Origin of the sequence: Rhizobium sp. WYCCWR 11152 (genome assembly GCF_013087615.1) — a bacterium.
Classification (GTDB): Bacteria; Pseudomonadota; Alphaproteobacteria; order Rhizobiales; family Rhizobiaceae; genus Rhizobium; species Rhizobium indicum.
Genome location: NZ_JABFCP010000012.1, coordinates 70,103 through 84,287, shown reverse-complemented (window position 1 = coordinate 84,287; position 14,185 = coordinate 70,103). Strand labels below are relative to the sequence as shown.

Annotated in this window: 18 protein-coding genes; 15 read left to right on the top strand and 3 right to left on the bottom strand. The window is 61.0% G+C overall.

Annotation, left to right across the window (positions count from 1 at the left end):
- Window positions 1-25: 25 nt before the first annotated feature.
- From G9X67_RS25825 to G9X67_RS25790, 8 genes are all read left to right on the top strand, one after another.
- Entirely contained in the window at window positions 26-622 is a 597-nt protein-coding gene (locus tag G9X67_RS25825; RefSeq protein WP_171599999.1) for a DsbA family protein, read from the top strand.
- A 176-nt stretch (window positions 623-798) separates the two neighbouring features.
- Complete coding sequence (gene msuE, locus G9X67_RS25820) at window positions 799-1,359, top strand: FMN reductase (protein WP_171599998.1); 561 nt, start codon at window positions 799-801, stop codon at window positions 1,357-1,359.
- A gap of 12 nt (window positions 1,360-1,371) precedes the next feature.
- A complete protein-coding gene (locus G9X67_RS25815; RefSeq protein ID WP_138334570.1) occupies window positions 1,372-1,569 on the top strand; it encodes a hypothetical protein in 198 nt (65 codons plus the stop codon).
- A 33-nt stretch (window positions 1,570-1,602) separates the two neighbouring features.
- Window positions 1,603-1,779, top strand: coding sequence for a hypothetical protein (locus tag G9X67_RS25810; RefSeq protein WP_171599997.1), 177 nt, complete (start codon window positions 1,603-1,605; stop codon window positions 1,777-1,779).
- A 10-nt stretch (window positions 1,780-1,789) separates the two neighbouring features.
- A complete protein-coding gene (locus tag G9X67_RS25805) occupies window positions 1,790-1,942 on the top strand; it encodes a hypothetical protein (protein WP_171599974.1) in 153 nt (50 codons plus the stop codon).
- Between the two features lie 70 nt (window positions 1,943-2,012).
- Window positions 2,013-2,594, top strand: coding sequence for an alpha/beta fold hydrolase (locus G9X67_RS25800; protein ID WP_138334571.1), 582 nt, complete (start codon window positions 2,013-2,015; stop codon window positions 2,592-2,594).
- Between the two features lie 11 nt (window positions 2,595-2,605).
- On the top strand, window positions 2,606-2,914 hold the full coding sequence (locus tag G9X67_RS25795) for a hypothetical protein (protein WP_164053364.1): 309 nt from the start codon (window positions 2,606-2,608) through the stop codon (window positions 2,912-2,914).
- Window positions 2,915-2,917: 3 nt separating this feature from the next.
- Window positions 2,918-3,685, top strand: a complete 768-nt coding sequence (locus G9X67_RS25790; RefSeq protein WP_138334573.1) for a gamma-glutamylcyclotransferase — start codon at window positions 2,918-2,920, stop codon at window positions 3,683-3,685.
- A 24-nt stretch (window positions 3,686-3,709) separates the two neighbouring features.
- On the opposite strand, the gene G9X67_RS25785 is transcribed toward G9X67_RS25790, so the two are convergent.
- Genes G9X67_RS25785 through tauA form a run of 3 tightly spaced genes read right to left on the bottom strand, consistent with a single transcriptional unit; the run spans window position 3,710 to window position 6,419 of the window.
- On the bottom strand, window positions 3,710-4,564 hold the full coding sequence (locus tag G9X67_RS25785) for an ABC transporter permease subunit (RefSeq protein WP_138334574.1): 855 nt from the start codon (window positions 4,562-4,564) through the stop codon (window positions 3,710-3,712).
- Window positions 4,561-5,349, bottom strand: coding sequence for an ABC transporter ATP-binding protein (locus tag G9X67_RS25780; RefSeq protein WP_027682951.1), 789 nt, complete (start codon window positions 5,347-5,349; stop codon window positions 4,561-4,563). The genes G9X67_RS25785 and G9X67_RS25780 overlap by 4 nt, the downstream gene beginning before the upstream one ends.
- Before the next feature lie 56 nt (window positions 5,350-5,405).
- The gene (gene tauA / locus G9X67_RS25775; RefSeq protein ID WP_171599996.1) at window positions 5,406-6,419 is read right to left on the bottom strand and encodes a taurine ABC transporter substrate-binding protein; all 1,014 of its coding nucleotides are present in this window, start codon (window positions 6,417-6,419) and stop codon (window positions 5,406-5,408) included.
- A 217-nt stretch (window positions 6,420-6,636) separates the two neighbouring features.
- Here tauA and G9X67_RS25770 point away from each other — a divergent pair, with 217 nt between their 5' ends.
- The 7 genes from G9X67_RS25770 (at window position 6,637) to G9X67_RS25740 (ending at window position 14,185) form a co-directional block, all read left to right on the top strand.
- Window positions 6,637-7,998, top strand: coding sequence for an FAD/NAD(P)-binding protein (locus G9X67_RS25770; protein WP_171599995.1), 1,362 nt, complete (start codon window positions 6,637-6,639; stop codon window positions 7,996-7,998).
- 186 nt (window positions 7,999-8,184) lie between these two features.
- A complete protein-coding gene (locus tag G9X67_RS25765) occupies window positions 8,185-8,877 on the top strand; it encodes a GntR family transcriptional regulator (RefSeq protein WP_171599994.1) in 693 nt (230 codons plus the stop codon).
- 407 nt (window positions 8,878-9,284) lie between these two features.
- Entirely contained in the window at window positions 9,285-9,887 is a 603-nt protein-coding gene (locus tag G9X67_RS25760) for an amino acid synthesis family protein (RefSeq protein WP_011654276.1), read from the top strand.
- 15 nt (window positions 9,888-9,902) lie between these two features.
- Window positions 9,903-10,748 carry an alpha/beta fold hydrolase gene (locus G9X67_RS25755; RefSeq protein WP_138334578.1) on the top strand — a complete coding sequence of 282 codons (846 nt, stop codon included), beginning with the start codon at window positions 9,903-9,905 and terminating at the stop codon, window positions 10,746-10,748.
- On the top strand, window positions 10,745-11,680 hold the full coding sequence (locus G9X67_RS25750; protein ID WP_138334579.1) for a flavin reductase family protein: 936 nt from the start codon (window positions 10,745-10,747) through the stop codon (window positions 11,678-11,680). Before G9X67_RS25755 ends, G9X67_RS25750 begins: the two co-directional genes overlap by 4 nt.
- Window positions 11,677-12,717 (top strand): LLM class flavin-dependent oxidoreductase, encoded by a 1,041-nt coding sequence (locus tag G9X67_RS25745; protein WP_171599993.1) that lies wholly within the window; start codon window positions 11,677-11,679, stop codon window positions 12,715-12,717. The genes G9X67_RS25750 and G9X67_RS25745 overlap by 4 nt, the downstream gene beginning before the upstream one ends.
- Window positions 12,718-12,721: 4 nt before the next feature.
- The gene (locus G9X67_RS25740) at window positions 12,722-14,185 is read left to right on the top strand and encodes an aldehyde dehydrogenase (RefSeq protein WP_138390203.1); all 1,464 of its coding nucleotides are present in this window, start codon (window positions 12,722-12,724) and stop codon (window positions 14,183-14,185) included.

Here is a 14,185-nt window from a genome sequence, read left to right as displayed (position 1 = left end):
ATCACCTCGCAGGGAACATGCATCAGTGACGAAATCAGTAGAGTACTTCTTTTCTATCGGCTCGCCTTGGTCCTACATCGGCTTCGACGCCTTCGCCGAACTTGCGGCGAAGAACGACGTCGTCATCACGCCCTATCTGACGACGGTGGTCGAGGAAAATGGTGGTATCTTTTCGCGCAACCGCCCGGAGATCCGGCGCGCCTACTGGACGCGGGACCTCAAGCGCTGGGCGCGCGTGCGCGGCAAGGAACTGCGGCTCGAACATCGCCCGGATTTGAGTGATCCGACGCCGGCGTCCCTCTTCGTGATTGCGGCCTATCTCGACGGACAAGATTGGATCGGCGTTGCCCGTGCCCTGCAGCATGCCTTCTGGAGCGAGGCGAGGGATATCGGCAAGCCCGATGTGCGCGAGGCGATCGTGACAGCAGCGGGTTTCGATGGCGCGGCACTCCTCAGGCGACAAGCCGATGACGATGTCCAGAACAAATGGTCGGCGGACCGCGTGCATGCCCGCGACAGCGGCGTCTTCGGCTTTCCCACCTATGTCTATGATGGCGAGATCTATTGGGGACAGGACAATTTGCCCTTCCTTGAACGTCATCTTCATGGCGACAAGCCTTAGGCTTGGAATTGCAGCGTCCGGAGGTCGCAGATGTCGACGGCGATCGCCATGCAGCCTATGCGTGCCGGAACGGCGTCGAACGTTTTTTTCAACCAGGCGAAGAAGGAGAGACGCACGTTCCTTTAATCTATCAATTTTGTAGACAATAATTGGGCGACGCAAAGAGAGGAAAAACCATGTCAGGTTTCAAACTCGTCGGCATCGCTGGCAGCTTCAACCGTCCATCGAAGACATTGGCACTCGTCCGGCACGTCGCCGAACGTGCGAGCATTCGCTATGGATTTACCAGCAGGACCTATGATCTGCATAATGTCGGTCCGTCGCTAGGCAGCGCCTTGTGGCGCAAGAATCTCGACGCGCAGGCCAGGCATGTCATCGACGAGATCGTGCAGGCCGATGCCCTGATCATCGGCTCGCCGACTTACAAGGGCTCTTATCCCGGCCATTTCAAACACCTCATCGACCTGATCGACCCCCACGAACTTCGGGGCAAGCCGATCATCATCACGGCGACCGGAGGCGGCGACCGGCATGCTTTGATGGTCGAGCATCAGCTTCGGCCGCTGTTTGGTTTTTTCATGGCCCACACCCTACCGACTGCCGTCTATGCGTCCGATCGCGATTTCACAGACTATGCGGTTTCATCCGACGCGCTTTTGGCCCGCATCAACGACGTGATCGGCGAATTGGCGGCCTTCTTTCCGGGCGCAAACCCGGCCCTGGCGGCCGCCGAGTAGGGAGTCGCCGCGATGGTTCGATCTCAGGAAGCGACGATCACCGATGCGGAAAGGCCAGGGCCAGGCGATCAATTGTGGAGCGTCTTCGAATTCGCCCGACGATATCGTCTCGCCAAACGCGAGGAGAACCGCCTGCTGATGCTCTACGGACCAACGGCATCGCTTCACGTTCTTCTCGCCAATGCACAACGTCATTCGCTGATTTCTTAGCTGAAGAATAGCAGGTCCTGACAGGAGGTTCGCATGAAGCTTGATTTTCACTTCTGGCTGAAGCGCGCAATCGGCCGGTTCCTCGGCCTGAAGCCGCCCGCTGCACGGGAGCCTGTAAACGGATTGTCCGCGCGGGACGACGAGCGCGACCGGTCCGCGCGCGAATACGAACTCCATTATTGGGGCACCATGCCCGGCCTTTGGTATTGAGGAGGACGGCGTGATGGCGATTGTCGTTGAGACCGACCTGCGTCGGCACGGTGCGAGAAGAGCGGAAGGCAGCGTCATGTCGTATTTCAGGCATGCGGCCGGAATCTGCACGATCGTCAGCTCCTTCACTTTCCTGTTCGCCCTGGTGATCGGGTGGATCTGATGAGTGATGTCCGATGTTTGCCCCGACCGGGAAAAAGACCGGCGCGCAGCTTCAGAGAGGATGCCGTCAGATGATCGATGTACTTATTCTTCCAGGGCTTTTCGGCTCGGGAGAAGGGCATTGGCAACAGCACTGGCTGCAGGATCAGCCGGGCAGTCGTTGCGTCGCTCAAGATGACTGGGATCATCCGAACCTTGACAACTGGCTGCTGCGATTGGAAGGCGCGCTTGAAGAGGCCGGCGAGGCCTATCTGGTTGCCCATAGTCTCGGGTGCCTGCTTGCCGCCCGCTTGGCCGGGCGAAGTGCTGCGCGTCGCGTCAAAGGAGCATTGCTCGTTGCTCCATGCGATCTGCCGGTCACGGAAAACCTGCATCCCGGGCATATCTCGTTTGGCGCCATGCCGACGGCGCCTTTGCCTTTTCCAAGCATCGTCGTCGGCAGCATGAACGATGCTTACATGACGGTCGATCGGTTGACCCTGTTCGGTCGCCTGTGGAACGCCGAGACCAGGAATATCGGCCTTGCCGGGCACATCAATGTCGCCAGCGGCTTTGGCCGCTGGCGCAACGGCTACCGATTGCTGGAGGGCTTGAAGACGCAAACGCGCGGTCGAAGGCATGTCGTTTCCATGCCCCCGGCTTTTGCAATGTGAGTGGAATCGCAATGTCCGACATTGTCGCCGACCTGCTGCGCCTTAGCGAAGATCCGAATGCCGACCCGAGGACCAGGCGCCGCCAAACCATGGAGCGGCTGGTGCAGACGCTGCTCGCCATGGCCGATGCCCAAATGGGATCGGAAGATCCGCAGCATCGCCATTCCATCATTCATTTGACGACGATCATCCGCGAGATGACGGGAAGGATCGCAGAGGCCGATGATGCGACATTTTCGGCAATCGTCAGGGAGGCCGCGATGCTGATACGCAGCCTGCAGCGGCGCCAGGCCGATGCGGCCAGATTTACTGTGCACTGACGCATGATGGATATCCGGGAGCATAAGCTGGTGACGGTCCGGGGAAGCAAACTTTTGATGACCGGATCAAGAATGGCTCTGACAGACGAGCTCGTAACGCTGAGCCTTCGCCCCGCGATCGATGTGGGCCCAGATCCACATCGAAAACCGCTGACCGAAGCGGAGGTGGAGATGCTCGCCAACCGGCTTCTCCATGAGTCTACCGGCGCCCCGCTTTGGATCTTCGCCTATGGATCATTGATATGGAAGCCGGACTTCGATGCCGTCGAATCGCAGCATGGCGCTACAAGAGGGTGGCATCGCTCCTTCTGCCTGCAGATGACCCGCTGGCGGGGAACGCGGGCCGAGCCGGGTCTGATGATGGCACTTGATCGTGGCGGGCGTTGCAACGGCATTGTCTTCAGGCTTGCCGATGATGATCGCCTTGGCCAGATTCGGCGGTTGATCCGCCGTGAAGTCGGCACGATCGAAGACGCAGCGACGGTTCGCTGGATCCCGGTCGCGACCGCGCAAGGGCTGGTGCGCGCGCTGGTCTTTTGGGCTGGCCCGAAGGGCGAGCGCGTTTCCCGCAAATTGCCGCTGGAGACGGTGGCGCAGGTGCTTGCGAGAGCCTGCGGACACATGGGCTCCTGCGCCGAATATCTGTATCTGACGGTGAAACATCTGGAGGAACGTGGCATCCGGGACCGCAATTTATGGCGGCTTCAGAAGCTGGTCGCGGCCGAGCTTGTCGCCATACACGGGCTGAACGCGGCGGCAGGAAGCCATTGAATATGGCTCCCTCTGGCCATCTGGTCAGAGCTTGCCCTTCCAGGGCACGAGGAACGCCTCCAGAAAACGGATCGCGGCCGAGAAGGTGAACGCGCAGATCGCGATGATGCCGATGCCGACGAAGACGACGTCGGTCGCCAGGAACTGTGAAGCCGACATGATCATGAAACCGATCCCGCGCGTGGACGCGATCAATTCAGCCGCAACCAGCGTGCCCCAGCCGACACCGAGTGCAATCCGGATGCCGGTAAGGATCTCCGGCAGGGCGGACGGCAGGACGATGTCCAGAAAGAGCTGCAGCCGGCTCGCGCCCAGCGAACGCGCGGCATTGACGCGCTCGATCGGCAGCGAACGGACGCCGGCCTGGGCTGAAAGGCAGATCGGTGCGAACATCGCAAGCACCAGCAGCGTGATCTTCGACGTCTCGCCGATACCGAGCCAGATGATCATCAGCGGCAGGTAGGAGAGCGGCGGAAGCGGCCAGTAGAACTCGATCGGCGCGTCGAGCACCCCTTTTGCCCAGCGGTTCAGGCCAATGAGCAATCCGAGCGGAATGCCGGCCGAGATGGCGATGAGGGCGGCGACCACGATGCGGAACAGGCTCGCAAAAACATGCTCGGAGAGCGACGCGCCGGCGTAACCGTCGCGATAGATGGCGCCGATTTGTGTCAGCACCTCGTCCGGGCGCGGCAGGAACAGGTGTGGAACGACACCGAGCGCGGATACGAGCCACCACAGCAGCAGTATGGCCAGCGCCGTGGCAATGCTGATGGCCACCGTCGATTTCTCACCGGCTCCGAAGCTTGCCATTTTTACCAGCTTGACCTGGCGGTCCTCTCTACCCGCTGCAATCGGCGGGGCCTGCACTATATCGCTCATGCGGCGCTCCTGAGGTCTTCGGTGCTGTGCAGAATGGCGCGGATCTCCTCGCGCAGCTCGGCAAATTGCGGCGACGCCTTGATCGATCGGGCGTCGCCGGTTTCGGCGAAGCGGCGAACGAAATCCAGATCGAAGCGTGCCACGACGCGTCCCGGTCGAGGTGACATGACCAGGACCTGTGTGCCCAGGAACAAGGCCTCTTCGATCGAGTGCGTGATGAAGAAAACCTTCTTTGCCGTTTTATCCCAGATGGAAACCAGCAGTTCCTGCATCTGCTCGCGCGTCAGGCTGTCGAGCGCGCCGAACGGCTCGTCCATCAGCAGGATGTCGGGATTTGTCGCCAGAGCCCGCGCGATGCCGACACGCTGGCGCATGCCGCCGGACAGCTCATAGGGAAAAGCGCCGGCGAATTCGTCAAGGCCGACGAGCCGGAGCAGCTCCAGGGCGCGCGCTTCGCGCTCCTTGCGCTTGACCCCGGCGAATTTCAAACCGAGCGCGACATTGTCGACCACCGATTTCCAGGGCAGCAGTGAGTCCTTCTGGAAGACGACGCCACGGTCTGCGCCGGGTTGTTCGACCGCGCGACCATCGAGCGTGATCCGGCCATCCGAAAGCGGAAGGAAACCGGCAATCGCGTTGAGGAGGGTTGATTTTCCGCATCCTGACGCCCCGAGTGCGACGACGAAGCCTCGTTCGGGAATATCGAAGGAAACGCGATCGAGCGCGTGAACGGTTCGTCCGTCGCGGGCTGCGAAGAAAACGCTGGCGTGATCGACTTTAAGCATGTTGCCGCTCGCAGGTTTGACACCGGCGCGGCAAGCCGCGCCGGTGTCGGGGAGGATCAGTTGCTGACGCCGGTGAGGGCATCTGCAGTGACGAAGGCGCCGTAATTCGCCAGCACGTCGGAAACCTTGCCCTGTTCCTTCAGAAACGATGCCGTGTCCTTGAGGATCTTGCCGGCACCTGCCTTTTCGCCGCCGCCAAGCCAGGCATCCGATGCCTGAACCTCAGGCGTCAGCAGCGTCAGGTTCTTCAGGGCCGAGGCCTGCTGTTCAGCTGTTCCGCCGAGAAGCTTGGCAAGCGACTTGGCGTTGTCGCTGTCGGGACCCCAGGCGGATTTGTCCGATGCGAAGGATGCGTAGTATTTGGTGATGACCGAGGCGAAGCCCTTCAGAAATTGCGGGTTGTCGGCGGCAAATTTCGAGGTCGCGACCCAGGCGGAGAATGTCGGCGCACCCTTGTCTGCCACCTCTTTGGAGGTCACCAGGACCTTCCCGTTTTTCTTCAGTTCGGTGAGTGCCGGATCCCAGACGAAGCCGCCGTCGATGTCGCCGCGATTATAGCTGGCGACGATCTCAGGCTGAGGGATTGCGAAGACCTGAACGTCCTTTTCGGTCAGGCCCAGCGATTTGATCAGCGCCAGCAGCTGATAGTGGTCCGTGGACACCGGCGCGGCCGCAAGCTTCTTGCCCTTCAGATCATTCAGGCTTTCGATGCCGGAGCCGTTACGGACGACGAGAGCCTCGTCGACGCCCGAGATGGAGGCGAGGTAAAAGGCCTTGACCTCGAGCCCGCGTGATACTGCAGCCGCAAACGGGCTGGAGCCGACATAGCCCACCTGGACATCGCCGGATGCAATCGCCGCAAAGATTTCGGCGCCCGAATTGAACCTGCGGAAGTCGACGTCATATCCCGTCTCCTTGGCGAATTCGCCATTGGCGATCGCCACGGAAGACGGCAAAGCATCGGTTTGATAGGCGACGACGACTTTCTTGTCCGCCGCTTCAGCGACAACCGCCGTTGCAAGAGTGCCGACGCCGACGGCGATTGCGGTAACCAAATTCTTGAAATTCATCTTGAGCCCCTTTGTTCAGGGCCGCACGGCCCTTGATCTCACCCTCAAAAGCGTAATCGTTGGGGAGGGGCTAGCGGGAGAAATAACAAACTATATTTATAGACTATAGAGATAATTGTTTTCGTGATTCTGCCGCTCGTGCGATCCGCAAGGACCGGCGAGCGACACGAGGCTTGAATGGCGAAATGTCTCGATGACGTTCTGAGCTTCAGGGAGAATGCATTTGACATATGATGTTATCGTGGTCGGTTCCGGTTTTTCAGCGATAGCGGTTACCTGCAATCTCATCGAGCAGCTTCCCGCTTCGGCGAAGGTCGCCGTCGTCGGCGACGATCCTGGTTTCGGCCGCGGGACGGCGTACCGGACGGAGCTCTATCTCCATCGCCTCAATGTTCCCGCCGGCCGCATGAGCCTGCTGCCGCATCAACCCGACGACTTTGTCGACTGGCTGAAAGGCCATGGTCGCCTGATGCAGGCAGGCGATTTCGCCTCGCGCAGCGATTACGGTCTTTATGTCCGCGATACGCTTGCGCGGCTGCTTCGAAAGCGGGAGGGCCGTTGCAGGGTCGATTTCATCAAGGCTAAGGCGGCGGGATGCGTTGAACGTTATAGCAGCACGCTGGCCTTCCATCTCGGCAATGGTGACGAGATTGCCGGGAAGAACGTCGTGCTCTGCCTCGGCGTCGGGAACGCGACCCTGCCGGTCGCTCCGGATGGCGTCCCACCATCGCTGCGATCGCGGATCATCGAGAACCCGTGGCGGCTTTCTTGGCTGAGGCGCGTCGCACCGTCCGATGCGGTGTGCATCCTCGGATCCGGCCTGACGATGATTGATCAGGTCCTCGCGCTTCGCGCCCATGGCCACCGCGGCAGGATCGATGTGCTTTCGCGGCGCGGGCTCGCACCGCTCGGACATGCGCGGAAGCCGCCAGCGCTCCTGCCGATCGACGTCGAGAAGCTTCCGGAGACGATCAGCGGCATATTGAAGACCTTGCGGGGAAAGAGCAGGACGGTTGCCGACTGGCGAGCCGTGATGGACGGCCTGAGGCCTGCAACGCAGGCTCTCTGGCAACGGCTTTCGGGCGAGGAACGTGCACGATTCCTCAGGCATGCGCTTCCCTGGTGGAACATCCACCGTCACCGGGTCGCGCCCGACGTATTCGACAGGTTTGAGAAACTGGTCTTAGGCGGAACCGTTCGTTTCCATGCGGGCTTCCTGAAATCGCTCGGGGCCGAGGAGGGTCGGCTCGTTGCCAGCTACAGGGTCAGAGCGACGCGCGAGATCGCCGAGATCCGGGCGGACTGGCTCGTCAACTGCACGGGAATGGAGCGGGCCGGGATCAGTCATTCACCGCTTTTGAAGGAAATGAACCGCTTTGAGTTGATCGCCCCCGATCCTCTCGGCCTCGGGATCCAGGTGGATGCCGCTTCCGAGGTGATAGCCCCGTCCCGGATATCGCCTGCTCGACTGTTTGCGGTCGGCGCCCTGACAGCGGGACAATTCTGGGAGATCACCGCCGTTCCGGATATAGGGGTGCAGGCCAAGGCCGTGGTCGAGGAGATTGTTTCAAGAGGTTAGCTCCCGACGTGCAGGTGGTAGAGCGTCCTTTGCGTGCCTGAAAGACGCGCGGTACGGCAGGTGGCACGGTGCTTGTTGAATTGCCGGGCGCCGACAGCTACAGTATCTGGTACGCCATAATACGATTCTTGCATTCGGCTGCCGCGGCGGAAGTTGAGCGTGCAAAGTCCAACACTGAGGTACAGAATGAGCGGTGCTCTGAAGGACGCAATTCGAGTCGAGCGTCCGACAAAGACCTTGCGGGAATTGGCGCTCGACAAGGTCCGCGAAGCCATCGTCAATGGATATTTCCGTCCCGGAGATCGCCTTGTCGAGCGTGACCTCTGCGCCCAGCTCGGCGTCAGCCGAACGGTCGTGCGAGAGGTTCTAAGACATTTGGAATCGGAAGGGCTTGTCGCCAATCTGCCGAACAAGGGGCCGATCGTCGCGCAGCTCGACATCGAGGAAGCCAAACAGATCTATGAGATCCGTGGCGCGCTGGAAGGCATGGCGGCGCGGCTGTGCGCGGAGCGCCGCAGCCCCGAGATCGTCGCCGCGCTGGAGGAATCTCTGGCTGGGATACGCAATAGTTACCGCGACAACGACATGTCGGCTGTGCTGACGAACACCTCTTCCTTCTATCATACGCTGTTTACGATGGTTGACAGGAACGTTGCCTGGGGTGTCGTCAATCTCCTCACCGTGCGCATAAACCACCTGCGCTCGATGACAATCAAGACGGAGAGGCGCGGCATCGAAGGGCCTCTGCAGATGTCGAAGATCGTCGACGCCATCCGCCTTGGTGACGGCGAGGGGGCTTACCGGGCCGCGATGGATCACGTCGCCGCGGCAAGCGCGATTGCCGAAGCGGTGCTGTCCGCCAAGAAGCCTGCCGACTAGGCACGAGCAGGCCCCTGCCGCTTCTCCGCAGGCCCTGGCAATGCGCTCACCTCGGCTGTCGAAGTCACTCCATTTGCGATGATGTTCCGCGCAATTCAGCGCAATCCATACTCCGCGCTTGACACCTAACTTTGTCCAATGTGATGGTATGCCATATTAAATAATATATAAGGCGGTACCATGAACTGGGACGACCGTGACTTCTGGACTCGGCCTGCCTCCGCGGGGCGCCGCCATGTCGTTTGTCAGCTGACAACGCGCTGACCAGAAGCGCTTTCCGAAGGGTCGAGAGCGCACGCCCAAACTGAAGATCTCCGCCTCGGCCTGAACCGCGTTCTCGCAGGAACCAACTTGACACTCATATATTATGGTATACCATAATACGATATTGAGAAATGAGGTGCTTGATGGCCATTCAAATTCGCAAGACGGGACTGCAGATCGAAACGACGCTGATCGAAGGCGGCAAGGCCGCGGCGGTTCCGCTGAAGCTGTTTACCGCCTTCGCGGTCGTGAAGAATCCCTGGGCGGGCCGCGGCTTTGTCGACGACCTCAAGCCCGAAATTCACGCAGGCGCTCCGGTGCTCGGCGAGTTGCTGACCAAGATGATCATCGATGCGGTCGGGTCCGGCGATGCTGTCGAAGGATATGGAAAATCCGCTGTCGTCGGCCTGGACGGCGAGATCGAACACGGGTCCGCGCTCATCCACACGCTGCGCTTCGGCAATTTTTATCGCCAGGCCGTCGGCGCCAAGTCCTATCTCGCCTTCTGTAACACACGCGGTCCTGCCAACGCGCCGATCATGATCCCGCTGATGGACAAGAACGATGAAGGCCGCCGTTCGCACTACCTGACCATCCAGACGTCGATCCCCGACGCGCCTGCTGCCGACGAGATCGTCGTGGCTCTCGGTGCTTCGATAGGCGGGCGCCCGCATCACCGCATCGGCGACCGCTACCAGGATCTGAAAGACTTGGGGCAGGACGTTGCCAATCCTGCGGGCGTTTGAGGGAGCGGCTCTGAGATGCTGACAGCCGGATCGACCACACGCACCGCTGCAGCAACAAACGCCGCTGGTGCCTTGCCCCGAAAGAAGACGACAAGTGGAACGGCCTATCACGAGGCCGGCAGCGGTGAGCCGCTGGTTCTTATTCACGGCGTCGGCATGCGGCTCGAAGCCTGGGCTCCGCAGATCGCATTCCTGTCTGCAGGCCATCGCGTCATCGCTGTCGATATGCCGGGACATGGCGAGAGCGCAAAGCTGCCGGCGGGCAGTCGGCTCGAGGAGTTCGTCACTTGGTTCGGACGCTTTCTCGACGAGATGGCAATCGACACGGCAAATGTTGCCGGGCACTCGATGGGCGCACTGGTTTCAGGAGGGGCGGCCGCGACCTTTGGCGAGCGTATCAGCCGTGTCGCCTACCTCAACGGTGTCTACAAGCGTGACCCTGAAGCAAAGGCCGCCGTGCTTTCGCGCGCCGCGGCCATTCCGGTATCGGGCGTCGACAAGGAAGGTCCTCTGGCCCGCTGGTTCGGCGATGACGCGGACAGCATCACTGCGCGTGAATTGACGCGAAAATGGTTGAACCTCGTCGATCCCCAGGGATATGCCGTCGCTTACGCCGCCTTCGCGGGAGGAGACGAGACCTACGCTGACGGCTGGAAAGACGTGGCTGGTCCGGCCCTGTTTCTGACGGGGTCCGATGATCCGAACTCGACGCCCTTGATGGCAACGCAAATGGCAGAGCTTGCGCCGCGGGGCTACGCTCGCATCGTCGAAGGTCATCGTCATATGGTGAACCTGACCGCGCCTGATATCGTCAATTCGCTGCTCGCTGAGTGGCTGTCGTTCGGGGAGGATGAACGATGACAATCCAGACTGTCGACCCAAGAGCACTGCGAGATGCATTCGGGGCCTTTCCGACCGGGGTGACTGTCGTCACCGCCTGTGACGGGGATGGAAATCCGATCGGCTTCACGGCGAACTCCTTCACCTCGGTCTCGCTCAATCCACCGCTTCTCCTCGTCTGCCTTGCCAAGACATCGCGCAATTTCGCCATCATGACCGGAGCGCAGCATTTTGCAATCAACGTGCTTTCGGAAACGCAGAAAGACGTGTCGAACACCTTTGCGCGACCGGTCGAGGATAGATTCGCGGCGGTCGAGTGGGCGAGGGGATCGGCAGGCTGCCCGATATTCTCAAGCGTGGCGGCCTGGTTCGAATGTGCCATGGAAGAGGTCATCGAGGCTGGCGACCACGTCATCTTGATGGGGCGCATCGAAGCTTTCGACAATAGCGGCCGCAACGGTCTCGGCTATGCGCGTGGCGGTTATTTCACGCCGACGCTCGCAAGCAAGGCAGTGTCCGCGGCAAGCGAAGGCAATATGGAACTTGCGGCCGTTGTCGAGCGCCGCGGGGAGGTTCTGCTGCTCGGCGAGGATGTGCTCTCCCTGCCAAGTGTCGACGCCCATGACGGCAGCCCGACCGAGGCACTGCAAAAATACCTGGAGACATCAACCGGGCTGAAGGTCAGCATCGGCTTTCTCTATTCGGTTTATGAGGGCAAGAGCGACGGCAAGCAGCACATCGTCTATCACGCCGTTGCCGGAGATGGCGAGCCTGCCGTCGGCAGGTTCCTGAAGCCTGACGCATTGGTTGCGGCAAAGTTCAAGACCAGTTCGACAGCCGATATCGTCAACCGTTTTGCGATGGAAAGCTCGATCGGCAATTTCGGCGTCTATTTCGGCGACGAGACCGGCGGCACTGTTCACCCCATTCCAGCCAAGGACGCAAAAGCATGAAGTTCTCCCTCTTCGTCCATATGGAACGGCTCGACGCCAATCAAAGCCATAAGAGTCTCTACGAGGAATTCGTCGCGCTCTGTGAGATCGCCGACAAGGGCGGCATGCACGCGATCTGGACGGGCGAACACCATGGCATGGATTTCACCATTGCGCCTAACCCGTTTGTGACCATTGCCGATCTGGCGCGCCGCACATCGCGGGCACGGCTTGGGACGGGGACGGTGATTGCCCCCTTCTGGCATCCGATCAAACTCGCCGGCGAGGCGGCCATGGCCGACATCATCTGCGATGGACGACTCGACATCGGTATCGCGCGCGGGGCCTATTCTTTCGAATACGAGCGTCTGCTGCCCGGTCTCGATGCCTGGGGTGCTGGCCAGCGCATGCGCGAGCTCATCCCGGCGGTCAAGGGCATATGGGCTGGCGACTACGCGCATGACGGGGAATTCTTCAAGTTCCCGTCGACCACGTCGGCGCCGAAACCGATGCAGCAGCCGAACCCGCCCATATGGGTGGCGGCGCGCGATCCGAACTCGCACGAATTTGCCGTCGCCAACGGCTGCAACGTTCAGGTGACGCCCCTCTGGCAGGGCGACGACGAGGTTCAGTCGTTGATGGAGCGCTTCAACGATGCATGCGCCAAGAACCCTGAGATCGAGCGGCCCAAGATCATGTTGCTGCGCCATACCTATGTCGGCTCGTCGGAGGACGATGTCGCCCAGGCCGCCCATGAACTCAGCGTCTACTACAATTATTTCTTCGCCTGGTTCAAAAATGAGAAGCCGGTTACCCAGGGTCTGATCGAACGGATCCCGGACGAACAGATCAGAGCAAACGCGATGCTGTCGGACCAGGTCATGCGCACCAACAATGTCGTTGGCGACGCTGAGACCGTCATCGCCCGGCTCAAGGAGTATGAAGCGCTCGGCTACGACGAATATTCCTTCTGGATCGACACCGGCATGAGCTTCGAGCGCAAGAAGGCGTCGCTCGAGCGCTTCATCACCGAGGTCATGCCGGCATTTCAGGAGTAAGACCATGCGACGTTTCCAGCACTATATCGATGGCGAATTTTCAGATGGCGAGGCCAGCTATCCGAGCATCGATCCAGCCTCCGGCGCGGTCTGGGCTGATATGCCCGAAGCGCGTGAGGCCGATGTCGATCGGGCCGTAAACGCGGCCGACAGGGCGCTTTACGACGGCCCATGGCCGAAACTGACGGCCACCCAACGCGGCAAGCTGCTTTACAAGCTGGCCGACCTCGTTGCTGCCAACGCGCACGTGCTCGCTGAACTGGAGACACGCGACACCGGCAAGATCATCCGCGAAACCTCGGCGCAGATCGCTTATGTCGCCGAATACTATCGCTACTATGCCGGCATCGCCGACAAGATCGAAGGTGCCTATCTGCCGATCGACAAGCCCGACATGGATGTCTGGCTTCGTCGCGAGCCGATCGGCGTCGTTGCGATGGTCGTGCCATGGAACAGCCAGCTCTTCCTGTCCGCGGTGAAGATCGGCCCGGCGCTGGCGGCCGGCTGCACGATGGTGGTCAAGGCCTCGGAAGACGGGCCGGCGCCGCTTCTCGAATTTGCACGGCTCGTGCACGAGGCAGGCTTTCCCGCCGGCGTGGTCAACATCATCACGGGTTTCGGCGCCTCCTGTGGCGCCGCCCTCGGCCGCCATCCGAAGGTCGCGCACGTCGCCTTCACCGGCGGACCCGAAACCGCCCGGCACGTCGTTCGCAACTCGGCCGAAAACCTCGCCTCCACCTCGCTTGAACTTGGCGGCAAGTCGCCGTTCATCGTCTTTGCCGATGCGGACCTCGAAAGTGCGGCAAATGCCCAGGTCGCAGGCATCTTCGCCGCGACAGGGCAGAGCTGCGTTGCCGGATCGCGCCTCATCGTCGAACGCAGCGTCAAGGATAGATTCGTCGCCCTGCTACGCGAGAAGGCGGAGGCGATCCGGATCGGTGCTCCGCTCGATATGGCGACAGAAGTCGGCCCGCTTGCCACCAGGCGCCAGCAGGACAATATCGGCGCCCTCGTCGCCAAGTCGATCGAAAGCGGCGCCCGGCTCGTGACGGGAGGACGCAAGATCGACGGCGAAGGCTATTATTTCCCGCCGACGATTCTCGACTGCGACGATGTCGCCTCGCCCTCGCTGATCGAGGAATTCTTCGGGCCGGTCCTGTCCGTCGTGTCGTTCGAGACGGAGGCCGAGGCGCTGCGGCTCGCCAACGATACCCGTTATGGCCTGGCTTCCGGCGTCTTCACCCAGAACCTCACCCGGGCGCACCGGCTGATGAAGGGGCTGCGTGCCGGGATCGTCTGGGTCAACACCTACCGCGCCGTCTCGCCGATCGCGCCGTTCGGCGGTTTCGGCCTGTCAGGCCATGGCAGGGAGGGCGGCATGGCCGCGGCGCTCGACTATACCCGTACCAAGACGATCTGGCTCAGGACATCGGACGATCCGATCCCCGATCCCTTCGTGATGAGGTAG